Origin of the sequence: Rhodococcus sp. MS13 (genome assembly GCF_013277835.1) — a bacterium.
GTDB classification, from domain to species: Bacteria; Actinomycetota; Actinomycetes; order Mycobacteriales; family Mycobacteriaceae; genus Rhodococcus_F; species Rhodococcus_F erythropolis.
Genome location: NZ_VBTL01000007.1, coordinates 215,220 through 238,478 on the forward strand (window position 1 = coordinate 215,220; position 23,259 = coordinate 238,478).

Consider the following 23,259-nt stretch of genomic DNA (forward strand, 5'->3'; position numbering starts at 1 on the left):
GGTCAAAGGAGCGAATTGTGACTGTCCGGGTTGGCGTAAACGGTTTCGGCCGTATCGGACGTAACTTCTTCAGGGCGGTGGATGCGCAGAAGGCGCTCGGAACCACCGATATCGAGATCGTGGCAGTCAACGACCTGACTGACAACGCGACGCTCGCTCACCTGCTGAAGTACGACTCCATCCTCGGCCGTTTGCCGTACGACGTGTCGCTCGACGGTGACGACACGATCGTCGTCGGCGATCAGCGCATCAAGGCCCTCGCACACCGCGGCCCGTTGAACGAGCTTCCCTGGGGCGAGCTGGGCGTCGACGTCGTCGTCGAGTCCACCGGCATCTTCACCGACGCCGCAAAGGCCAAGGGACACCTCGAAGCCGGCGCCAAGAAGGTCATCATCTCGGCTCCGGCCAAGGGTGAAGACATCACCATCGTCATGGGCGTCAACGACGACAAGTACGACGGCAGCCAGAACATCATCTCCAACGCGTCGTGCACCACCAACTGCCTCGGCCCCATCGCCAAGGTTCTCGACGACGAGTTCGGCATCGTCAAGGGTCTGATGACCACGATCCACGCGTACACCCAGGATCAGAACCTGCAGGACGCTCCGCACGCAGACCTCCGTCGCGCCCGCGCAGCTGCCCTCAACATCGTTCCCACCGGCACCGGTGCAGCCAAGGCAATCGGCCTGGTTCTCCCGCAGCTGCTCGGCAAGCTCGACGGCTACGCACTGCGCGTGCCGATCCCCACGGGCTCGGTCACCGACCTCACCGCGAACCTGAAGAAGTCGGCTACCGCCGACGAGATCAACGCCGCGATGAAGGCCGCTGCCGAAGGACCCCTCAAGGGCATCCTGAAGTACACCGACGCACCGATCGTCTCCTCGGACATCGTCACCGACCCGCACTCGTCGATCTTCGACTCGGGTCTGACGAAGGTCATCGACGACCAGGTCAAGATCGTTTCCTGGTACGACAACGAGTGGGGCTACTCCAACCGCCTCGCCGACCTCATCGGCCTCGTCGCCAAGTCTCTCTGAGCGGAGTTTCGATAACAGTGGCAGTTCAGACGCTGAAGGATCTGCTGGACGCTGGGGTCGAGGGGCGCACCGTACTGGTGCGTTCCGACCTCAACGTCCCGTTGGATGGCGGAGAAATCACGGACCCGGGCCGCATCGTCGCGTCCGCTCCCACCCTGCGGGCACTTGCCGAGGGTGGAGCGAAGGTCATCGTGACCGCGCACCTCGGGCGCCCCGACGGTCAGCCCGATCCCAAGTTCTCCCTCGCACCGGTTGCTGCGAAGTTGGCCGAAATCCTCGGTCGCAACGTGCAACTCGCCGGTGACGTAGTGGGACAGGACGCGCTGGCTCGTTCCGAAGGACTCACCGATGGTGACGTCCTGATGCTCGAGAACATCCGTTTCGACCCTCGCGAGACCAGCAAGGACGAAGCCGAGCGGGTCAAGCTCGCCAAGGCTCTCGTCGAGCTGGTCGGTGACGACGGCGCATTCGTCTCCGACGGATTCGGTGTTGTTCACCGTAAGCAGGCGTCGGTCTTCGACGTCGCGAAGCTGCTCCCGCATTACGCCGGTTACCTGGTCGGCGCCGAGGTCGAGGTGCTCGCCAAGCTCACGCAGGACGCTGCGCGTCCGTACGCGGTGGTGCTCGGTGGCTCGAAGGTCTCGGACAAGCTGGCCGTCATCGAGGCACTGGCACCGAAGGTCGACACTCTGGTGATCGGCGGCGGAATGTTCTACACGTTCCTCGCGGCTCAGGGTGTCTCCGTGGGCAATTCGCTGTGCGAAGAGTCCATGATCGAGACCTGCAAGGGTCTCCTCGACCGGTACGCCGACGTCATCCACATCCCTCAGGATGTTGTCGTCGCGGACTCCTTCTCGGCCGATGCCGAGTCGAAGATCGTTCCGTTCGACAAGATTCCCGACGGCTGGATGGGACTGGACATCGGACCGGAGTCGGTCAAGCGCTTTGCCGCGATCCTGACCGGCGCCAAGACGGTGTTCTGGAACGGCCCGATGGGCGTGTTCGAGTTCCCGAAGTTCGAGGCAGGCACCCGCGGTGTCGCCGAGGCAATCGTGGAGGCAACCGAGAAGGGCGCCTTCAGCGTCGTCGGTGGCGGTGACTCTGCAGCAGCCGTTCGTCAGCTCGGTATCCCGGACGAGGGCTTCTCGCACATTTCCACCGGTGGTGGCGCTTCCCTCGAGTACCTCGAGGGCAAAGAGCTGCCTGGCATCGCAGTACTGGAAGGCTGATCCGACATGGCACGTAAGCCGTTGATCGCCGGCAACTGGAAGATGAATCTGAACCACCTCGAGGCTATCGCCCTGGTGCAGAAGATCGCTTTCTCCTTGCCTGCGAAGTACTTCGACAAAGTGGACGTCACGGTCATCCCGCCGTTCACCGACATCCGTAGCGTCCAGACGCTGATCGAGGGCGACAAGCTCCTCCTCACGTACGGCGCGCAGGATGTCTCGGCTCAGGACTCGGGTGCGTTCACGGGTGAGATCAGCGGCTCCATGCTGGCCAAGCTCGGATGCACCTTCGTCGTGGTCGGCCACTCGGAGCGTCGCACCCTTCACGGTGAGACCAACGAGACCGTCCTCGCCAAGACCAAGGCCGCTCTCAAGAACGGCCTCACGCCGATCGTGTGCATCGGTGAAGGCCTCGAGATCCGCGAAGCGGGCGATCACGTTGCCTACAACGTCGACCAGCTCAAGGGTTCATTGGCGGGCCTGAGCGCGGAGGAGATCTCCAAGATCGTCATCGCGTACGAACCTGTCTGGGCCATCGGCACCGGCCGGGTCGCTTCTGCCGCCGATGCACAGGAAGTGTGCGCTGCGGTACGAGCAACAGTTGCCGAACTTGCCGACGCCGAGGTCGCAGCCGGCGTTCGCGTTCTGTACGGCGGCAGCGTCAGCTCCAAGAACGTCGGAGAGATCGTCGGCCAGACTGACGTCGACGGCGCTCTGGTCGGCGGCGCGTCGCTCAAGGCTGACGAGTTCGCGACACTGTCTGCGATCGCTGCAGGCGGTCCACTCCCGTGATGTGATCGGGTCGTGAGCTGGAAACTGCAGGACACTGTTACTGCATGACACTGAACTGCGGGCGTGTGACCGAGTAGGTCACACGCCCGCAGTTTTTTGATTCGCCGGATTCAGCGCACGAGTTTGGTTTCCAAAGCGCCGACGAGTTCGGGAGCAAGGTCCAACCCGGTGGTCAGATAGTTCTCGACGGTCCCGTAGTGGTGTTCCACCTGCTCGAAGGCAGCGCCCAGGTAACTTGCGTCGACGGACAGCAGCAACCGGATCACCTCGCCCTTGTCTGCATCTGTGGCGGCGGCGATCGTTGCGACCGTCGCATCGATGTACTCGGCCGAGTACGTATTCGTGAGCAGGTAGTCCGCCATGATCGTTTCGCGCGGTACACCGGCGAGTGTCTGCAGTAGTGCTGCTGCCCAGCCTGTTCGGTCCTTGCCTGCCGTGCAGTGGAAGAGTTGCGGCCCGGCGGTAGTGGCCAGGGCGGCGAACAACTGCGAGAATCCGCTGCGAGTGACCGGGTCTGCGACAAAGCTGCGATTGATGTTCTGCATGAAAGCTGTTGCAGCGTCCGCTGTTCGGAGAGCCATCGCTTCGGCGTGGATGTTGCCGGACAGGATGGGAATGTGGGCGTACATAGCCGGCGTAGGCACGGTGTCGGGAGTTTCGTTCGCTTCGGTTTCGGAGCGCACGTCGTAGACGGCAGTCAGCCCCAGCGATTCCACGATCGCAAGATCCTCAGGCGAGGGCGTCAGCACGTTTGCGCGGTAGAAAACTCCGCGGCTCATCGCCTGTCCGCTGGTCGTGACGTACCCGGGGCCGGCCACGTCGCGGAAGTTGTGAATCGAAGCCAGACGTGGTGTGTCAGGCAGGGGTATGTCTGACAGGGCAGTGTCGGGCAGGGCAGTGTCGGAAAGCATGGAGCCGGCCTTTCGGAGGTAGAGTCGCGTCAACTGAAAAACTACTGAATCGGTATCTCGACAGTGTGATCGATGCCACTGACCAAGAGTCGTGCCTGGCCGGGTGCAAAGTCATGTGCGAGGCGGGTATGTGGTCAGGCTATCTGTGCGCGCCTGTATGGTGTTATCGGTTGTAGTTGTCCCTATTGGATTGGTGGACGTAGACAGACATGAAACTGTTCCTGGATATCCTGCTGGTCATCACCAGCTTGCTCCTCATCGCCTTGGTGCTCCTGCACCGCGGTAAGGGCGGCGGTTTGTCGAGTCTGTTCGGTGGCGGTGTCCAGTCCAGCCTGTCCGGATCGACTGTTGTCGAGAAGAACCTCGACCGGTTGACGGTCTTCACCGCGTTGATCTGGCTCATCTCGATCGTCGGCATCGGCCTGGAGATCAAGTTCGCCTGATTCTCGGCTCATGACTTGCAGCCGGTAGTTTTTCACACACGAATTTCAGACACGGAACCCCGCCTATCGAGCGGGGTTCTTTGTTTCGGTCGATAATTGAGTGATGACTGAAACCGCGTCGCATCGAGAAACACCGCGAGAGGCCACCGAGCCGCTGCGCGAAGACATCCGGCTTCTCGGCGGAATACTCGGACAAATAGTGCGAGAGCAAGCCGGCGACAATGTTTTCGATCTGGTCGAGCGAGCCCGTGTCGAGTCGTTCCGAGTCCGTCGGTCGGAGATCGACCGCGCCGAACTGGTGTCGCTGTTCGCCGAAATCAGTACGGACGACGCCATTCCCGTCATTCGTGCGTTCAGTCACTTCGCGCTGCTCGCCAACCTGGCCGAGGACATCCACCGCGAGCGTCGACGGGCCATCCACGTCAACGCGGGTGAGCCGCCCCGCGACAGCACTCTCGCCGCCACGTACACCAAACTCGATGCAGCCGATATCGATTCGGCTACCGTCGAAGAAGCGCTGCGGGGCGCCCTGGTCTCACCCGTCATCACCGCTCACCCGACGGAGACTCGACGCCGCACGGTGTTCGAGACGCAGAGTCGGATCACCGAGTTGATGCGATACCGCGAGCGCACGGCGCTGAGCGTCGCAGAAACCGCTGATGTCGATCTGCAATTGCGCCGTCAGATCCTGACCCTGTGGCAGACGGCTCTGATCCGGCTCAGCCGCCTCCGTATCCAGGATGAAATCGAGGTAGGCCTGCGCTACTACGACGCGGCGTTGTTCGAGGTGATTCCGAAGATCAATGCCGAGGTCCGCAAAGCTCTGCGCACGCGTTGGCCGGACGCCGGGCTCCTGCCGGAACCGATCCTGAGGCCGGGTTCGTGGATTGGCGGTGACCGGGACGGCAATCCGTACGTGACCGGCGAAATCGTCCAGCGCGCCACGTCGCGCGCTGCGGCGACTGCTCTCGAGCATCACCTCGAGGAACTCGAACATCTCGAGCGTGAACTGTCGATGTCGGCGCGGTTGGTGTCCGTCACGCCCGAACTCGATCTGCTGGCGTCTACCTCCGGCGACGATTCTGCATTCCGGGCCGACGAGCCCTACCGTCGCGCGATTCGCGGCATCCGCGGGCGATTGAGCGCAACCGCACTGACGGTACTGGGGGAGTTGCCCGCCCACGGCTCCGACGACGGACTCGAGGCGTACACCGACCCGGCACAACTGCAGCGGGATCTCGGAATCATCGACACCTCGTTGCGTCGTTTCGGCGACGAGACCATCGCCGACGATCGACTCGATCGGCTCCGAGAAGCGGTGGAGGTGTTCGGCTTTCACCTGTCCGGTCTGGACATGCGGCAGAACTCCGAGGTACACGAAAGCGTCGTCGCAGAACTTCTGGCGTGGGCCGGAGTTCACCCGGACTACACGTCCTTGCCGGAAGCCGATCGAGTCGAACTGCTGTCGGCCGAGTTGACGACGCGGCGACCACTGACTTCGCCGGACGCCGAGTTCAGCGAATTGACCACCAAGGAACTGGCCATCATGGCGGCCGGCGCCAAGGCAGTGCGGGTTCTCGGAGCGGGCGCAGTACCCAACTACATCATCAGCATGTGTACCTCGGTCAGCGACATGCTCGAAGCTGCGGTGCTGCTCAAAGAGGTCGGGGTGCTCGATCCGGGCGTCGGTAGCGAACCCTCCTGCCCGATCGGCATCGTCCCGTTGTTCGAGACGATCGAGGATCTGCAGGGCGGCGCCGACACATTGCTGGCGACGCTCGACATCCCGATCTATCGTGCGATCGTCCGTTCGCGCGGTGACAGTCAGGAAGTGATGCTCGGGTACTCCGACTCGAACAAGGACGGCGGGTACTTGGCCGCCAACTGGGCGCTGTACCGTGCCGAACTCGACCTCGTCGATGCCGCGCGTAAGAGCGGAATCAGGTTGAGGCTCTTCCACGGCCGCGGCGGAACCGTCGGACGTGGCGGCGGACCGAGCTACGAAGCGATTCTCGCGCAGCCCCCCGGTGCCGTCGCTGGTTCTCTGCGAATCACCGAGCAGGGTGAGGTGATTGCGGCCAAGTACGCCGAACCGCGTCTGGCGCACCGCAACCTCGAAACACTCATCGCCGCGACTATCGAGTCGACGTTGCTCGACGTCGAAGGTCTTGGCAGCGACGCAGATGCGGCCTACGCGGTGTTGGACGAGTTGGCGGCACTCGCCCGCACCGCGTACACCGAATTGGTGCACGACACACCAGGATTCGTGCAGTACTTCGAAGCGTCGACGCCGGTCGCCGAGATCGGAGCACTCAACATCGGCTCTCGTCCGGCCTCTCGCAAGCAGACCAAGGCGATTTCCGATCTGCGTGCCATTCCTTGGGTGCTCTCGTGGAGTCAGTCTCGCGTGATGCTTCCGGGTTGGTACGGAACCGGCGCCGCGTTCGAAAGATGGATAGACGGAGACGACACTCGGCTTGCCACGTTGACGGGCCTGTACGAGAAGTGGCCGTTCTTCCGAACCGTGCTCTCGAACATGGCCATGGTGATGTCGAAGTCTGATCTCGGTTTGGCGGCCCGCTACGCGGACCTCGTGCCCGACGCCGAACTGCGCGATCGAGTCTTCGGAATGATCACCGACGAGCACGAACGCACAATTCGCATGTACAAGGCAATCACAGGCAACGAGAACCTCTTTGCCGACAACTCGGGCCTCGAGCGTTCGGTCCACAACCGGTTCCCGTACCTCGAACCTCTCAACCATCTACAGGTCGAGCTGATCCGTCGGTACCGTTCCGGCGACGAGAGCGATCAGGTGCGTCGGGGTATCCAGCTGACGATGAACGGCCTGGCCACTGCGCTTCGTAACAGTGGCTAGGTAACAGCGGCTGGTTCTGCAGGTTTACCAGGGTGTGCGTGCGGCGACTCTAGAGCTGTCGCACGCACACCCAACGCTGCGCACCGGACCGAACGGGGACCGCAGTGGATCTGCAATTGGACGGACGAACTGCCGTGGTTACCGGCGCGGGAAAAGGTATCGGGTTGGCGATCACTCGGGCCTTGGTGGCCGAGGGAGTCCACGTCGTCGCGGGCTCGCGGACGCTCTCGCCGGAACTCGAATCGCTGCAGTCCGGCGGCGCCGTCACCTTTGTCGGCGTCGACCTCGCGAGTGTCGAAGGATCTACCCGACTGCTCGAGGTTGCAGCAGCGAGGGGCGGCGTCGACATCTTGGTCAACAACGTCGGCGCCGTCACTCCGAGAACGAGCGGCTTCGCGGCTATCACGGACGAAGAGTGGGCGTCGTCGTTCAATCTGACGTTCTTGTCGGCTGTACGCACTGTTCGCGCTGCGCTGCCGGAGTTGATCCGCAGAGGTGGCGGGAGCATCGTGACGATCAGTTCGGTCAACGCATTCTTGCCTGATCCCACGGTGATCGACTACAGCGCCGCCAAAGCGGCGTTGACCAACTTCTCGAAGTCGTTGTCGAAAGAACTGGGAGGGAAGGGGATCCGCGTCAATACCGTCAGCCCTGGTCCGGTGCAGACGGAGTTGTGGCTCGGCAAGCACGGAGTGGCCTCGACGCTGGCGAAGGCGAATGGTTCAGCGGCCGACGATATCGTCGAAAGTGCCGCCGCCGGCGCCGAGACAGGCCGCTTCACCTTTCCCGAAGAGGTAGCGGACCTGGTGTTGTTCCTCGCCAGCGATCGCGCGGGGAACGTGACGGGCGCGGATTTCGTGATCGACGGCGGGCTGATCAAGACCTTGTGATCATTGCTGCCTGAAACCTGATCATGTGCGCGACGGACGACGACATGATGCACAGGATCACTGCAGACGCGATGACCACCCACAGTCCCCACCCGATGGACGGTCCGGCGGTGTGCCCTGCGACCTCGGTACTACGTCGCACAATGGACGCGGCGTTTCCGACGGCAACGATCAAGACGGCGATTCCCACCAGCGGTCCCGTGCAGTGATTCTTCATCTCGGGCGTGACGTCTCGAACCATGAGGGTGATAAGCGCGGTTACCGAGCCCAGAGCGAGGACGAGTGTGATCACTCCGCATTCGTCGATACCACTGTGGTCGAGGGCGGAGGACGACGTCCACGGGCCGAGGCTTCCGGCGACGATCCCGGCGCACGCCCACAGCGAGCCGATGAGGCTAGGTCCGAAACGGTCGGGCATGAGGGAGGGAATTGCGCGGGTCGACGGCGGCTGAAACCCGAAGGCGCGTTGGTGATCCGGCTGATTGGGTGTGAACGTCACGCGACGGACCACCTTTCCTCCGCGCCGTCGTGGCGCCCAATCCAATGCTTTTTCGGAGTCTAGGGCCGCCCACTTCACTTTTTGCCGAATCGAGCGAAATTGATCGAACCGGCAGTACCAGTCAGTGCACGAAGTCCAGAGCTTCCTTGATCCACGCATTGAACTCGACGTTCGAACTCGTCCCGGTTCGGTCGACGACGATCCATCCCTTGCTCATCGGCTTACCCCGCATCTCGGGCCAACTTGCACCCTTGTGCGTCAGGAGTTCGTCAACTCGATCGGGGTCACACCGAACCATGATGTTGCCGTGTGAGTTCGCACTGGCGGCCAGCTTCCCGTTCACCATGAAGCTCAGCCCACCGAACATCTTTACTTCTTCGACGTCGCTCTCGCCCGAGAGCGCATCGCGGATACGCTCAGCCAGCGCCTTGTCGTATGCCATGGATGCCTCCTGGGGTGGAGTTCCAGGTTAGATCAGGTGGCGCAGGTACGTCTGCGGGTCGTGAAGGAACCGCTGCCAGTTCGAGACCAGATCGAGGTCCTCCCAGCTCGCGGCTCGGATTCCCCATTCGCCGATCTCGAGCAGATTGGCGTTCGGCAGTGCCGCGATGATCGGCGAGTGCGTCGCGATCACCGCCTGCGCGCCAGATTCCACCAGCTCACCGAGCAGCGCGACCAGCGTCAAGGTCCCTTGGAATGAGAGTGCGGCATCGGGTTCGTCGATCAGATAGAAGCCGCCGTCGGAGGTCCTCGACGACAAGATCTCGAGCAGCGCCTCACCGTGGGAGAGGTGATGGTAAAGCGGTTCAGGTCGCGTGGGATTGGGGTTGTCCTCCAAATACGTGTACAACCCGTGCAAGGTTTCGTCTCGGAGGTAGTACGCCCACTTCGACGCGCCGGGGCTCCGCTCGACCACAAGGTCGAGGGCGCTCGGTTCACTCGATCTGGTCTGATGTCGCGTATTGGTCGACCCGCCTTCGGCATTGAGACCGAGAACGGCGGCAAGAATTTCGATGACGGTCGACTTCCCCGCTCCGTTTTCGCCGACCAGAATGGTGACACCCGGTGGAAGTTCAAGACCGTCCTGAATGATCTGCGCAACCGCGGGCACCGTCATCGGCCAGCTGCCTACGTCAGCGCCCGACGATGTCCCGGCCTTGATGCGTCGGATGGGTTGTCTCTGCACGGCCATACGCTCTCACAAGGCTCCGACGGGAACTGAGGTTAGTGGCGCTGCGCGAGCAATTCGACGATTCGAGCCACGAGATCGAGGGGGATCGGTTTGTTCAGCGGGAACTTCACGGTTGATTTCGCAGCCCGGTACGGGTCGACGGACTTCTCGAACTCTGCGTCACCTGCCGGGAGTGGGTACATCGAGATGTGGTGTTTCCAGCCTGCGAAGTGAACCAGGTTCTTCCCATTCACCGTCATGGTCGGCATCTGATAGCTGATGGTTTCATCGAGGCCGGGAACAGTGCTGTGGATCGTCTCGCGGATGCTCCCGAGGGATCGCTGCACGTCGGTGGGAAACGACGCGATGTAATCGTCGATCGTCGCGAATTCGGCCATGAAACGGATCTTAATCACTGTCGGATTCAGTTGGCTCGCCAAAAATCGGGGCGGCTGCCGTCGGTGTCGGTGAACCCGTATGCCGTTCCGAGTTCGCCTGAACTGACCGATCGCTGATTCCATCGCTTCCGATTCGAATCGGCGGCGAGGGCGGCGATCGCACGTCCTGTGAATCTTGGTGACTCGGAGCGGGCAAAATCCGGAGGTGCAGTCGGCCCATCCCGCTCCGGCGACAAAGCGTCACGCCAATTCGATTCGCCGACACCAAAATTGTCGAGCATCATCTCCGATCGCAGGAACCCCGGAGTGATGGCGACGGCAGTACAGCCGAACGGGGCAAGTTCGTGGCCTTGCGAAAATGCAAGCCTGTTCACGGATACCTTCGCCAGGTCGTAGAACACCGAGATGCGATAGTTCGATGCGTTGTATTCGGTAGTGCCGTCGGTTATTTCGGCGACCAGTCCGCCTGGCCGATCGATCATCAGCGGCAGGAGGTGGTGCGACGTGGTGATGTGGGTGTCGATCGCCAGGCGCAGAATGTGAAAGCCCTTGTCCAGATCGTGTTCCCACACCGGCGTGTTCCACTCCGCCGGCCCACCCTTGAGTAGTTCCGCGCCCCAGATGTCATTGACCAAGATGTCGATATGTTGATAGTCGGCGCGCACGCGTTCGGCGAGATCAGCCACTTGTTTGCTCTTGAGATGATCGACGGCAATCGGCACGCCGACGCCGCCCAGTTCGGTGACAAGCTCTGCCGTCTCCTCGATGGTTTCGCCGCGCGGATAGTCCGACTGAAGTATTCCGGCAGATGTGCTCCGGCCAGTGCAGATGACGGTTGCACCGGCCTCACCCAGGGCTGCGGCGATTCCGCGTCCGGCGCCCCTCGTCGCCCCGGCAACAACAGCCACTCGCCCGCGAAGTGCATCCGGATTCGGTGTCCACGACATTGTTCGATTGTTCTCGCCTGGATTGCTTCGTTCAAGAGTGAAAGCGATCTGCGGAACCGAACCCTACTTCGCGGCGTCCAAGGTAGTAATCGCTCGAAAGAACGAGACAGGGGGAGAGATGAATCATTGTGCAGGGCAGAGTGCCCGTTGGAGACAAGGGATCTCGGGATTGAGTTCCGTTCCGTCAAAAGGAAATTCGCATCGGATCCGGACTCAGCGGGTAGTCATGACTCGCCACTGTGAAAATGTCCTCGATGTACCACCGGGCCGGGAATCGCCTGAAGACGATTCCCGGCCCGGTGTGAAATCAGATCCGTGAAATCAGATCAGAGCTGCGAGGCAGCGTCCGTATCGAGGAACCAACGCGTCGCCACCAAACCGGTGGCGCCGGCGGACGGCCAGTCCTCGGACGAAGCACCTCCGACAGCTTTGGCAACGGCCTCGGCCTTTGCAGCACCCGAGACGAGCAGCCAGACCTCTTTGGCACGCCGAACAGCAGGCAACGTCAGGGTGATCCGTACCGGTGGCGGCTTGGGGGAGTCCGTCACCGCGACAACGAAACGAGCTTCCTCGCGAACGGCGTCGGTGTGCGGGAACAACGAGTTGACGTGTCCTTCTCCACCCATGCCGAGCAGGTGCACGTCGAACGTCGGAACCTGATTGCCGTGTGCCTGAGCGCCCAGCAGTTGTTCGTACGCCGTCGCCGCCCCGTGCGGATCACCGTCGTAGATACCGTCGGATGCGGCCATCGCATGCACCCTGTCGGGATCGACCGGCACGTGATCGAGAAGCGCCTCACGAGCCTGGACTTCATTCCGCTCGGGATCGCCGGACGGCAGGAACCGTTCGTCGCCCCAGTACAGATCGATCTGCGACCAGTCGATGTCGCCGGGAGCGTCACGCAACTTCTCGAGAAGTGCGATCCCGGTTCCGCCACCCGTCAGCACGATGGATGCGAACCCGCGAGCCTTCTGGGCATCAACGATTGTCGTGACCAGGCGTGCGGCAGCGGCATCGACCAGTTGGCCGGCGTCGGGAAACTTCTCTACGACAACATCACTCATAGGTCACCTTGTCCAACCCAGCCAGAGCTTCTTCGTAGATCTCGTCCGGATCGAGCCGACGCAATTCCTCGGCGAGGCAATCGCGCGTCTCTCGACGACCGAGCGAGACCAGCGAGTCGGGCTGACCGGTGCGGATCAGGGTTGCGGTCGTACCCTCCTGTGGGCGGCTGATGGAGATGCTGCGAGTCTCCAGCTTCAGCTCGACGGTGAGCTCACCCGTACGTCGGATGACCGGACCGTCGATCTTGGCAGCCAACCAACCGGCGAGAATATCCAGTGCCGGTTCGGTTTTGAGACCGGAGACCACCGCTGAGGTGATCTTCTCGTGCGGCGGCTGATCGAGAGCCGACGCGAGCAGTGCGCGCCAGTAGGTGACGCGACTCCAGGCGAGATCGGTGTCACCGGCGGTGTACGACGCGAGTCGTCCCTTGATGGTGGCAGTCGGATCCGGGGCACCGGTGGCGTCGGTGATACGACGGATCGCAAGCTTTCCGACGGGGTCCTTCGCCGGAATCTCGGGTGCCTCGAGGGGCCACCACGCGACTACCGGTGTGTCGGGGAGCAGGAACGGGATGACGACGCTGCTCTCGTGGTCCGCCAGGGGACCGTAGAGGCGCAGCACCACGACCTCAGAGGCGCCGGCATCCCCACCGACGCGGATCTGAGCATCGAGCCGAGGCTCGCTCTGCTCGTCGCCACGCAGAAGCACGATGACGCGGCAGGGGTGCTCGCGGCTTGCTTCGTTGGCGGCCTCGATTGCGGCCTCGGCGTTCCCGGTGTCCCTGGTGCAGACGACAAGCGTGAGCACACGTCCCAAGGTGACAGCGCCGCCGGTCTTACGTACCTCGACCAGTTTCTTGCTGACCTGGACCGTGGTGGTGGAGGGCAAATCGAGAATCACTAGGGTCGCCTCCATTCGCGTCCGGTGCGTTGCATCATTTCGTCCGCAGACGGTGGTCCCCACGTTCCAGCCTCGTAGGGTTCCGGCTTGCCGCCGGCTGCCCAGTGTTCGAGGACGGGATCGAGGATTTCCCAAGACAATTCGACTTCGGCATTGACGGGGAAGAGAGACGGCTCGCCGAGCAACACGTCGAGGATGAGTCGCTCGTACGCCTCCGGTGACGACTCGGTGAAAGCCTGACCGTACGAGAAGTCCATGTTGACGTCACGGACTTCCATGCTCGATCCGGGAACCTTCGAGCCGAACCGCATGGTGACGCCCTCGTCAGGCTGCACGCGGATCACGAGTGCGTTCTGGCCGAGATCTTCGGTCATGGTCTTGTCGAACGGCAGGTGTGGTGCGCGCTTGAAGACCACGGCGATCTCGGTGACGCGGCGGCCGAGACGCTTGCCCGTGCGCAGGTAGAACGGCACGCCCGCCCAGCGACGGGTGTCGACCTCGAGGGTGATGGCGGCAAAGGTCTCCGTTGTGGAGTCCGCTGCGAAGCCCTCTTCTTCGAGGAGTCCGACTACCGGCAACCCGCCCTGCCAACCACCTTCGTATTGTCCGCGGGCAGTGGTCTCGTCGAGTGGTTCGGCCAGACGCGTTGCCGAAAGAACCTTGATCTTCTCCGCCTGCAGATTGAGCGGTTCGAAGCTGATGGGTTCTTCCATCGCCGTGAACGCGAGCAATTGGAGCAGGTGGTTCTGGATCACGTCACGGGCCGCGCCGATGCCGTCGTAGTACCCGGCACGGCCACCTAGGCCGATGTCCTCGGCCATCGTGATCTGGACGTGGTCGACGTAGTGCGCGTTCCAGATCGGATCGAACAACTGGTTCGCGAAGCGCAGAGCCAGGATGTTCTGGACCGTTTCCTTGCCGAGGTAGTGGTCGATACGGAAGACCGTGTCCTCGGGGAACACCTTGTTGACGACGGCGTTCAGTTCGCGAGCGCTCTCGAGGTCGTGACCGAACGGCTTCTCGATGACAACTCGTCGCCACTGACCGTCCTCGGCCTGCGCGAGGCCCGACGCCGACAGTTGCTCGAGCACCTGAGGAAACGCGTTGGGCGGAATCGCAAGGTAGAACCCGTGATTGCCGCCGATACCACGTTCGTTGTCGAGGGTGGCCAACGTCTCGGACAGGTTCTGGAAGGCCTCGGCCTCGTCGAAACTGCCCTCCACGAACCGGATACCTTCGGCGAGCCTCTCCCAGACGTCCTGACGGAACTTGGTGCGAGCACCGTCCTTGACTGCTTCGAGGACGACGTTCGCGAAGTCCTCGTCCGTCCATTCACGCCGGGCGAACCCGACCAGAGCGAATCCGGGCGGCAACAGTCCACGGTTGGCGAGGTCGTAGATGGCTGGCATGAGCTTGCGCCTGGCGAGGTCGCCGGTAACACCGAAGATCACCAGGGCGCAGGGCCCCGCAATGTGCGGAAGCCGTTTGTCGGTGCTGTCCCGAAGGGGATTCACCCAATCTGATGCCGCCGCGGAATCGCTCACAGGCTCAGCTCTTCTGGGTTGCTGCGCGAAGCTGCTCGGCAGTTGCGTCGAGCAACTCGTTCCAGGACACCTCGAACTTGTCGACGCCCTCGGTCTCGAGGACCTTGAACACGTCCGCAAGATCGATGCCGACAGCTGCGAGCTGATCGAAGACGACCTGCGAGTCCTGAGCGGTGCCCGAAATCGTGTCGCCCGTGATCTCACCGTGGTCGGCGAGAGCGTCGAGCGTCTTCTCCGGCATGGTGTTGACCGTGTTGGGCGCAACCAGCTCGGTGACGTAGAGCGTGTCCGGGTAATCCGGGTTCTTCACGCCGGTCGACGCCCACAGCGGGCGCTGAGCCTTGGCGCCATCGGCCAGGAGAGCCTGGAAGCGCGGCTGCACCTCGAAGATCTGCTGGTACGCGTTGTACGCCAGACGAGCGTTTGCGAGTGCAGCCTTGCCACGAAGCTCGAGAGCTTCCGGCGTGCCGATCGCCGTGAGGCGGTTGTCGATCTCGGAATCCACACGGGAGACGAAGAACGAGGCGACCGACTCGATGGACGAGATGTCGCGGCCGGCAGCCTTGGCGGTGTCCAGACCGTCGAGGTACGCGCCCATGACAGCTTCGTAGCGCTCGACCGAGAAGATCAAAGTGACGTTGACGCTGATGCCTTCACCGATCACCTTGGCGATGGCGGGGATACCGGCCAGCGTTGCGGGGATCTTGATGAGGACATTCGGGCGGTCGACGATCTTGTGCAGCTCGATCGCCTGCGCGACAGTCGCGTCGGTGTCGTGCGCCAGACGAGGATCGACCTCGATGGACACGCGGCCGTCGACGCCGTTCGATGCCTCGAACTGCGGGGCCAAGATGTCGCACGCAGCGCGCACGTCGTCGGTGGTGACGGCCGTGATGGTGGCGTCGACATCGGCGCCGCGCTCGGCCAACTCGCGAACCTGAGCGTCGTAGTCGGAGCCCTTGGACAGTGCCGCCTGGAAGATCGACGGGTTGGTCGTGACACCCACGATCGACTTCGTGTCGATGAGGTTTTGCAAGTTGCCGGACTGGATGCGATCTCGCGAGAGGTCGTCAAGCCAGATGGAAACGCCTGCAGCGGAGAGCTTTTCGGTATTCACGTTCTGTGTCATCGAGATCATCCCTTCACAGATGCGAGGGAGCGCTGCGCGGCTTCGACAGTCGCGTCGGCGGTGATGCCGAACTCCCGGTACAAGGTCTTGTAATCGGCGGAAGCGCCGTAATGCTCGAGCGAGACGGCCTGGCCGGCGTCGCCGAGGATGCGCCACCACGGCATTGCGATACCGGCTTCGACGGACACGCGTGCGCGGACGGCGGGCGGAATGACCTCGTCGCGGTACGCCTGATCCTGCTCGAGGAACCAGTCGAGGCACGGCACGGAAACGACGCGGGTTGCGACGCCCTGAGCTTCGAGGGTCTCGCGAGCCTCGGTGGCCAGATGCAGTTCGGAACCGGTCGCAAGCAAGATGACCTCGGGCGAACCGTTGGCAGCGTCGACGAGGACGTAAGCGCCGCGCTTGACGCCTTCGGCAGCCTTCTCCTTGGTGCCTTCGAGAACCGGGATGTCCTGGCGGGTGAGCGCCAGAGCCGTCGGGCCCGTCTTGTTCTCGAGTGCTGCCTGCCATGCGAACGAGGTCTCGTTGGCGTCACCCGGGCGGACGACGGCGAGGTTCGGGATCGCACGAAGAGCAGCGAGGTGCTCGACCGGCTGGTGAGTCGGGCCGTCTTCGCCGAGACCGATCGAGTCGTGGGTCCAGACGTAGGTGACGGCAGTCTTCATCAGTGCAGCCAGGCGAACCGCCGGACGCATGTAGTCGGAGAAGACCATGAAGGTTCCGCCGTACGGGCGGGTCGGGCCGTGCAGCGCGATGCCATTGAGGATCGAGCCCATCGCGTGCTCACGGATACCGAAGTGAAGCGTGCGGCCGTAAGGCTGCGCAGTCCAGTCGCTCGTGGAGATGGAGAAGGGGCCGAACGAATCTGCGCCCTTGATGGTGGTGTTGTTGCTGCCGGCGAGGTCGGCGGAACCGCCCCACAGCTCGGGCAGGATCGGTCCGAGCGCGTTGAGAGCCGAACCGGAGGCCTTGCGAGTCGCAACGCCCTTGGCGTCGGCCTCGTAGGTCGGGAGAGCGTCGGCCCAGCCGGCAGGGAACTCACCGGCGAACAGGCGGTCGAAGAGTTCCTTGCGCTCGGACTCACGTGCGGCCCACGCGTCGAACTCGACCTGCCATGCCTTGTGTGCGTCGGCTCCGCGCGAGACGACCTCACGGGCGTGAGCCAGAGCGTCGGCGTCGACGTCGAAGGACTTGCTCGGATCGAACCCGAGGGCTTCCTTGACCGCGGCGACCTCGTCGGCACCGAGTGCGGAGCCGTGAACGTCGCCGGTGTTCATCTTCTTCGGCGCCGGGAAACCGATGATGGTGCGGAGCAAGATGATGGACGGACGATCGACGACGGCCTTGGCAGCGGCAACCGCGTCGAGGATGCCGGAGACGTTCTCGCCGCCATCGACGTGCTGAACGTGCCAGCCGTACGCCTCGTAGCGCTTTCCGACATCTTCGCCGAGAGCGATGGCGGTGTCGTGCTCGATGGAGATCTTGTTGTCGTCGTAGAAGACGATCAGGTTGCCCAGTTCCTGGACACCCGCGAGTGACGACGCCTCGGAGGTGACGCCTTCCTCGATGTCACCGTCGGACGCGATCACGTAGATGTGATGGTCGAAGGGGGAGGAGCCGACCGGGGTCTCCGGATCGAACAGCCCGCGCTCACGACGCGCAGCCATGGCCATGCCGACTGCGGACGCAAGGCCCTGGCCGAGCGGACCGGTGGTCATCTCGACACCGACGGTGTGGCCGACCTCGGGGTGACCGGGGGTCAGTGCGCCCCATGTGCGGAGAGCTTCGAGGTCAGCAAGCTCGAGACCGTAGCCCGACAGGTAGAGCTGGGTGTACAGCGTCAAGGACGAATGGCCACAGGAAAGAACGAAGCGGTCACGGCCGACCCATTCTGCATCCGAAGGATCGTGGCGCATGATGCGCTGAAAGAGGGTGTATGCCAACGGCGCCAAGCTCATTGCAGTTCCGGGATGGCCGTTGCCGACCTTCTGAACCGCGTCGGCGGCGAGCACGCGGGCGGTATCGACAGCCTTGGTGTCCAGGTCGGTCCAGTCCGAGGGGTGGACGGGTTGCGTGAGGACGTGGATCTCGTCTGTGATCGACACTGGCAGATGTCTCCTGACATGGTGTACGTGGATTGCGAGGGTGGGGTGTCCCTCCACTGCGTAACCCAGCCTAATGGTCCTGGCTGTCCGGGTCGATTCGGTTCCTCAATGGCTGCGGTCTACCATCGTTCGTAGTAGAGGACAGTGTCAGCAGTGTGTCGTGAACAGTTAGTGCGGTAACGCGTGGTGCAAGGAGAGAACGTGCGGACAGGGCAACAGCCGAGCGGACATGGCTTCGGCAGCCCAGGTGCCGCCCCGCGGGCGACCAATACCGATACGGTGTGGGGTCGCGCAACGGGCAAGGTTCTGGCTTATATCGCGCTCACGAAGCCGCGAGTTATCGAATTGTTGTTGGTGGCAACCATTCCGGCAATGCTGCTGGCCGATCGCGGAACGGTCGACATCGTTCTGATCCTCAGCACCCTCTTCGGTGGCTGGATGGGCGCAGCGAGTGCGAACTCGCTCAACTGCGTCGTCGACGCCGACATCGACAAGGTCATGAAGCGCACCGCGAAGCGTCCGTTGGCCCGCGAGGCGGTGCCGACCCGTAACGCACTCGTCTTCGGACTTCTTCTCGGACTCGCGTCGTTCCTGTGGCTGTGGTGGCGAGCCAACCTCCTGGCCGGCATCCTCGTCGTGATCACGATCGCGTTCTACGTCCTCATCTACACGATGGTTCTCAAGCGTCGTACCTGGCAGAACGTCATCTGGGGTGGCGCAGCCGGATGTATGCCCGTCCTCGTAGGCTGGGCCGCTGTCACCGGGTCGCTGAGCTGGCAGCCCGTCGTGCTGTTCCTGATCATCTTCTTCTGGACGCCGCCGCACACCTGGGCGCTCGCGATGCGATACAAAGAGGATTACAAGGCGGCAGGTGTTCCCATGCTTCCGGTGATCGCCACCGAGGAGCACGTGACCAAGCAGATCCTGTTCTACAGCTGGGCGATGGTCGTCACGACGCTTGTCCTCGTCCCCGCGTCGGGCGTCATCTACGCCGCAATCACCATCGTCGCCGGTGCGTGGTTCCTGCTCATGGCTCATCAGCTGTACCGCAGCGTTCGCGGCGGTGCTCAGGTCAAGCCGCTGCGCCTGTTCCTGCAGTCGAACAACTATCTTGCGATCGTTTTCGTCGGCCTCGCTGTCGACTCGGTTCTCGGACTCCAGACGATCAGCGACATGCTCAGCTGATTCTGCTGTGCGCCTTTATTAACCGCCCGCGGTTAATGAAGGCGCACAGCACTTCGCTAGGGGATCAGAACGATCGACCCGGTCGTTGCTCTACCTTCCAGATCCCGATGGGCTGTTGCCGCGTCGGCGAGGGGATACTCGGCGCCGACGCGAATATCGAGCTTCCCGGCCGCAATGGCGTCGAAGACATCGCCGGCACGCCAGGTCAGTTCCTCACGAGTGCGAATGTGATGCGCGAGCGTCGGACGCGTCAGGAACAACGAACCCGATGAATTGAGCCGCTGCGGATCGACGGGCGGAACCGGGCCACTGGCCGCACCGAACAACGCGACAGTGCCGCGAATACGGACGGAAGCCAAGCTCGAATCAAAAGTTGTCGCGCCGACGCCGTCGTATGCCGCCGCTACTCCTTCGCCGCCGGTCAACTCCCGGACTCGCGCTGCGATGTCCTCGTCGTACCGCAGGACCTCCGAGGCACCGGCGCCGCGCGAGAGTTCTTCCTTCGCATCCGACGACACAGTCGTGATGACCTTCGCCCCGAGGCTGACGGCCATCTGCGTCAGGATCAACCCGACGCCGCCCGCGCCTGCATGCACGAGCACGGTGTCGCCGCTCTGGATCGGATACGTCGACTTCGCGAGGTAGTGCGCCGTCATCCCCTGCAGGAGCGCCGACGCTGCGGCCGATGCCGGTACACCGTCGGGCACCTTCACCGCGACTGCGGCGGGAACGGCCACCTTCTCGGCGTAGCTGCCCGTGGCGGCCGCCCACGCGACACGGTCACCAACGGCGAATTCGGTGACGTCGGAACCGACAGCTTCGACGACGCCGCTGCCTTCGTCGCCGGGAATGTAGGGGAGCGGACGCTTGTACTGGCCCATTCGGAAATACGTGTCGATGAAATTGATGCCGATCGCTTCGGTCCTGACGAGTAGATCGCCTGGGCCGGGTGTCGGTTCGGGTTGTTCGGTCAGAGTCAGAACCTCTGGTCCGCCGGTCTCGGTCACGTAGATGGCTCGCATGGTTTCTGTTCTACACCCGGAACGGCCGACGCTCAGTCCATGCCTGGTGTCGCTTCCGGGCTACCGACCAGTATTGTCGAGTCATGAGCACCGATACCGAGAAGTCGGACGCCACCCCGTCCGCGCCGGAACTGCCGAAGTCCACGGTGAACGCCATCACCAAGTTCGTCGCCGAGCACGGCGGCACCGCCAGCGCCGTCATTCAGCCGGTCGGCCTGGCCGGCGTTCGCATCACTCTCGTGGGTGCCGACGGCATCCTCGGTGATCAGGTCGTCGAGGACCTTGCCACGGCCAATGCCGTCGTTGCGTCGTTCGACACCGTCACCGTTGCCGAGTGGGAGCGTGAGCTGACGAGCATCGTCACCCCCCAGGAAGGCCACTTCAAGAAGATGGCCGGTTGGGTCGCCAACCAGACTCGGTTCCCGAAAGCACGCAACGAAGCCTGAAATGACGTGTGGGGCGTAGGAACACTTCTTGGTGTTCCTACGCCCCACACGTGTCTTGAAGCGTCAGAGAGCCGGTATCGGCGAATCGGTCGGCGTGTACTGGCGGATCTTACCCGCAGCCCAAACTGCTGCGGTCGCAGCCGTGCACAGTCCCGCACCGGCGACGTGCATGATCACCAGAATTTCCGGCACATCGGTGAAGTACTGCACGACCCCGATGAGCGCTTGGGCGAGGATCAGTCCGAGCAGGACCTTCAGACGGATCTTCACGGCCGCAGATGTCCCGACCGCATATAGACCGAATGTCAGACCCACGACCAGCGCGAGATATCCGACCAGCAGCTGTGAGTGCAGATGAACAAGCGTCACGATCTCGACCTCCAGGCGCGGAACCGTGCGGTCCAGGCCTTTGTCGCCCGCGTGGGGACCTGCACCCGTCACGAGAGTTCCGGCGACCAATACGCCGGCGAGCGCGACACCGGACAGCGCGGTAAGCCAGCGCAGCGGCTTCGGCATCACGACCAGAGTTGTTGCCTCGTCGGGTTCCGCGATCTTCGCGTACATCACCGTGGCAACCCAGACCATCAGCATCGACGCAACCAAGTGAATGGCGACCGTCCACCACAGGAGACCTGTGAGGACGGTGATACCGCCGATCACTGCCTGAACGACAGTGCCGAGCGGCATCATCCAGGCGTAGACAAGCACCTCTTTGCGGCGGCGAGCGCGAGTCACCGCGAGCACGATTGCGGCAGCGACGATGACGACCAGGAACGTGAGTAGGCGGTTGCCGAACTCGACGGCTTGGTGAATCACCGCGACCTGTCCGTGGCCGACCGGGACGAAGCTACCGGGGAAGCATTGCGGCCACGTCGGGCAACCGAGTCCCGAGTCCGTCACGCGCACCACCGCGCCGGTGACAGCGATGCCGCCCTGCGTCAGGATCACGATGAACGCGATGATTTTCTGCGTTTTCAGCGAGGGGAGAGGTAGTCGATCCACCAAGCGTAAAAATCCGGCATACACACGATTCACCACGCCAACGATCGTAGTTCCCCATCAACTACACAGTGTCGTTGGGGCCAGCTCGCTTCGCGCCTGCCCCGCGTCGTTGGGGCCAGCTCGCTGCGCGCCTGCCCCGCGTCGTTGGGGCCAGCTCGCTGCGCGCCTGCCCCGCGTCGTTGGGGCCAGCTCGCTGCGCGCCTGCCCCGCGTCGTCGGGACCAGCTCGCGTCAGTTCGCGCGAACGCGCACGATTCCTGAGATCGTTCCCTGGAAGTACTCGCCCGACTCGGTGATGAGTGCCGACATCTGCAGGGTGTCGTTGAGGATCGTCGACGGCAGCGGAGCCGAACCGATCTGTGACCCGTCCTTCGAGTCGATCACCGCGAACGAGTACCCGTCGAGCGGAGAGGTGCTCGGATTACCGTCCCGCGTGACGGTGTAGATCGAGCCGTCCGCCGTCGAGAGGTGCGGTACCGCGGAGCTACGAATCGTGTTGTCCCACACGACATGGCAGCCGACCGGATCTATGTCGACCCGGGTCATTCCGCCGTTGAAGGGTGCCGTGGCGGGGACCGCTGGACCGGCACCTTCAGGAGTCGTGGGGTACGGGTATCCGTAAGTGCCGGCCACGTAGACCGAATGACCGATGCCGACGGGGGAGTTCTCGCTGCCACTCGGTGAGCCGTCCTTGCTGGCCGCGGACAACACCGGCTGCGTGCACACCTCGGCGCCCGTGTCAGCGCGATAGACGTGCAAGCTCACTGTCGGGTGGGCGTTGTCGACGATGGTCAAGAAATCGCTGCCCGTCGACGGGCCGAAGTATGTCGGAGTCGATCCGGTTCCCCAGCTGAGCTGACCCGGATTGCGGGCCGGCCCTCGGTCGTACGGCTGACGCCAGTCGATGACGACTTCGTCGCCACTTCGCTTCAGTTGGTAAAGCGCGTGGGTCGTTGCGACGGCAGTGCCCGTCGGGGAGGTGGAGATGCTGTTCTGCACCTGCTCACCCTCGGGGAGCGCAATGCTGTGCGCGATTCGATCCGCGCCGACGTACCCGACGGTGCCGTGCCCCGTGGCGAACCAGACATTGCCGTCCCAATCCGGGGCGAGGCCGGTGACGTTGTCGTCGGCGGCAACCGCACCACTGAGATCGATGACATCCGCGAGTTCCAGCCGCCAACTGCCGTCCGGATTCTGCGCATGGGAAATGCGGACCAGTTGACGGTTTCCGTCGACGGCTACGAGACGGTTCTCGTTGTCGAGGTAGGCGTAGACGCCGCCGAGGAGGCTGCCCTTCGCGAGCGGCAGTTGCGCGACCGACCGGCCCAACGGTGTGGCGTCGGCCTTCGGATCGATCAAATGGATGGTCGGGATCTGGCCGATCATCGTCGTGCAGAGCGAGACGATCATGCCGTCGGAACCCTGGAGGACCGTCGGGCAGGCGGCCATCATCGGGAAAGCTGTCACCTCGTGTGGGCCGGTTCCTGGACCAGGCAGCGGAGTGACGTCGGACGAGCCCGCGTCACCGTGCATGGTGGAAGTACCGACGGGACCGAGGTGAGGATTTGCAGGTGCGAGTGGACCGGACACCGAAGGGGTCGCCGTTGCGGGTCCGGCACACAACATCACTGTTGCGGCCACACAGCCGACGATCTGAGCTGTCC

The 23,259-nt window shown here is 63.1% G+C and carries 22 protein-coding genes; 8 read left to right on the plus strand and 14 right to left on the minus strand.

All coding sequences use genetic code 11. From position 1 onward, the window contains the following. Positions 1–17 precede the first annotated feature (17 nt). The 3 genes from gap to tpiA are packed head-to-tail and all read left to right on the plus strand — an operon-like array spanning position 18 to position 3,058. Entirely contained in the window at positions 18–1,037 is a 1,020-nt protein-coding gene (gene gap, locus FEZ59_RS15260; protein WP_003944851.1) for a type I glyceraldehyde-3-phosphate dehydrogenase, read from the plus strand. A 17-nt stretch (positions 1,038–1,054) separates the two neighbouring features. Further along, on the plus strand, positions 1,055–2,266 hold the full coding sequence (locus tag FEZ59_RS15265; protein WP_019748389.1) for a phosphoglycerate kinase: 1,212 nt from the start codon (positions 1,055–1,057) through the stop codon (positions 2,264–2,266). A 6-nt stretch (positions 2,267–2,272) separates the two neighbouring features. After that, positions 2,273–3,058, plus strand: a complete 786-nt coding sequence (gene tpiA / locus FEZ59_RS15270) for a triose-phosphate isomerase (RefSeq protein WP_019748390.1) — start codon at positions 2,273–2,275, stop codon at positions 3,056–3,058. Between the two features lie 110 nt (positions 3,059–3,168). On the opposite strand, the gene FEZ59_RS15275 is transcribed toward tpiA, so the two are convergent. Then, entirely contained in the window at positions 3,169–3,969 is an 801-nt protein-coding gene (locus tag FEZ59_RS15275; protein WP_134999235.1) for a tyrosine-protein phosphatase, read from the minus strand. A gap of 209 nt (positions 3,970–4,178) precedes the next feature. Between FEZ59_RS15275 and secG the strand changes: the two genes are divergently transcribed. The 3 genes from secG (at position 4,179) to FEZ59_RS15290 (ending at position 8,180) form a co-directional block, all read left to right on the plus strand. Further along, the gene (secG, locus tag FEZ59_RS15280) at positions 4,179–4,412 is read left to right on the plus strand and encodes a preprotein translocase subunit SecG (protein ID WP_003944946.1); all 234 of its coding nucleotides are present in this window, start codon (positions 4,179–4,181) and stop codon (positions 4,410–4,412) included. A 103-nt stretch (positions 4,413–4,515) separates the two neighbouring features. Further along, positions 4,516–7,290: a phosphoenolpyruvate carboxylase gene (ppc, locus tag FEZ59_RS15285; RefSeq protein ID WP_172932846.1), complete on the plus strand. Its 2,775-nt coding sequence runs from the start codon at positions 4,516–4,518 to the stop codon at positions 7,288–7,290. 104 nt (positions 7,291–7,394) lie between these two features. Beyond that, positions 7,395–8,180 (plus strand): oxidoreductase, encoded by a 786-nt coding sequence (locus FEZ59_RS15290; RefSeq protein WP_021344228.1) that lies wholly within the window; start codon positions 7,395–7,397, stop codon positions 8,178–8,180. On the opposite strand, the gene FEZ59_RS15295 is transcribed toward FEZ59_RS15290, so the two are convergent. The 10 genes from FEZ59_RS15295 to tkt form a co-directional block, all read right to left on the minus strand. Next, positions 8,167–8,679 (minus strand): hypothetical protein, encoded by a 513-nt coding sequence (locus FEZ59_RS15295; protein WP_223257831.1) that lies wholly within the window; start codon positions 8,677–8,679, stop codon positions 8,167–8,169. The genes FEZ59_RS15290 and FEZ59_RS15295 overlap by 14 nt on opposite strands. Positions 8,680–8,800: 121 nt before the next feature. Beyond that, complete coding sequence (locus tag FEZ59_RS15300) at positions 8,801–9,121, minus strand: TfoX/Sxy family protein (protein WP_019748395.1); 321 nt, start codon at positions 9,119–9,121, stop codon at positions 8,801–8,803. A gap of 27 nt (positions 9,122–9,148) precedes the next feature. Further along, positions 9,149–9,871 carry an AAA family ATPase gene (locus tag FEZ59_RS15305; protein ID WP_046378541.1) on the minus strand — a complete coding sequence of 241 codons (723 nt, stop codon included), beginning with the start codon at positions 9,869–9,871 and terminating at the stop codon, positions 9,149–9,151. A gap of 32 nt (positions 9,872–9,903) precedes the next feature. After that, positions 9,904–10,248, minus strand: coding sequence for a DUF1801 domain-containing protein (locus tag FEZ59_RS15310; protein WP_041814994.1), 345 nt, complete (start codon positions 10,246–10,248; stop codon positions 9,904–9,906). A 26-nt stretch (positions 10,249–10,274) separates the two neighbouring features. Further along, on the minus strand, positions 10,275–11,195 hold the full coding sequence (locus FEZ59_RS15315) for an SDR family oxidoreductase (protein WP_134999237.1): 921 nt from the start codon (positions 11,193–11,195) through the stop codon (positions 10,275–10,277). Positions 11,196–11,521: 326 nt separating this feature from the next. Then, positions 11,522–12,259 (minus strand): 6-phosphogluconolactonase, encoded by a 738-nt coding sequence (gene pgl / locus FEZ59_RS15320; RefSeq protein ID WP_020969595.1) that lies wholly within the window; start codon positions 12,257–12,259, stop codon positions 11,522–11,524. Further along, entirely contained in the window at positions 12,252–13,160 is a 909-nt protein-coding gene (opcA, locus tag FEZ59_RS15325) for a glucose-6-phosphate dehydrogenase assembly protein OpcA (RefSeq protein WP_097388189.1), read from the minus strand. Before opcA ends, pgl begins: the two co-directional genes overlap by 8 nt. Beyond that, complete coding sequence (gene zwf / locus FEZ59_RS15330; protein WP_020907722.1) at positions 13,160–14,704, minus strand: glucose-6-phosphate dehydrogenase; 1,545 nt, start codon at positions 14,702–14,704, stop codon at positions 13,160–13,162. Before zwf ends, opcA begins: the two co-directional genes overlap by 1 nt. 4 nt (positions 14,705–14,708) lie before the next feature. Beyond that, entirely contained in the window at positions 14,709–15,833 is a 1,125-nt protein-coding gene (gene tal / locus FEZ59_RS15335; protein ID WP_046379904.1) for a transaldolase, read from the minus strand. A 5-nt stretch (positions 15,834–15,838) separates the two neighbouring features. Further along, entirely contained in the window at positions 15,839–17,941 is a 2,103-nt protein-coding gene (gene tkt / locus FEZ59_RS15340; protein ID WP_019748403.1) for a transketolase, read from the minus strand. A gap of 201 nt (positions 17,942–18,142) precedes the next feature. On the opposite strand from tkt, the gene FEZ59_RS15345 reads away from it, so the two are divergent. Next, positions 18,143–19,126 (plus strand): heme o synthase, encoded by a 984-nt coding sequence (locus FEZ59_RS15345; RefSeq protein ID WP_003944994.1) that lies wholly within the window; start codon positions 18,143–18,145, stop codon positions 19,124–19,126. A gap of 56 nt (positions 19,127–19,182) precedes the next feature. On the opposite strand, the gene FEZ59_RS15350 is transcribed toward FEZ59_RS15345, so the two are convergent. Then, positions 19,183–20,148, minus strand: coding sequence for a quinone oxidoreductase (locus FEZ59_RS15350; protein WP_019748405.1), 966 nt, complete (start codon positions 20,146–20,148; stop codon positions 19,183–19,185). A gap of 83 nt (positions 20,149–20,231) precedes the next feature. Between FEZ59_RS15350 and FEZ59_RS15355 the strand changes: the two genes are divergently transcribed. Further along, on the plus strand, positions 20,232–20,594 hold the full coding sequence (locus tag FEZ59_RS15355) for a hypothetical protein (protein WP_020969598.1): 363 nt from the start codon (positions 20,232–20,234) through the stop codon (positions 20,592–20,594). Positions 20,595–20,657: 63 nt separating this feature from the next. On the opposite strand, the gene FEZ59_RS15360 is transcribed toward FEZ59_RS15355, so the two are convergent. Next, complete coding sequence (locus FEZ59_RS15360) at positions 20,658–21,632, minus strand: COX15/CtaA family protein (RefSeq protein ID WP_172932847.1); 975 nt, start codon at positions 21,630–21,632, stop codon at positions 20,658–20,660. Positions 21,633–21,826: 194 nt separating this feature from the next. Beyond that, positions 21,827–23,221: a hypothetical protein gene (locus FEZ59_RS15365; RefSeq protein WP_202022912.1), complete on the minus strand. Its 1,395-nt coding sequence runs from the start codon at positions 23,219–23,221 to the stop codon at positions 21,827–21,829. Positions 23,222–23,259 lie beyond the last annotated feature (38 nt).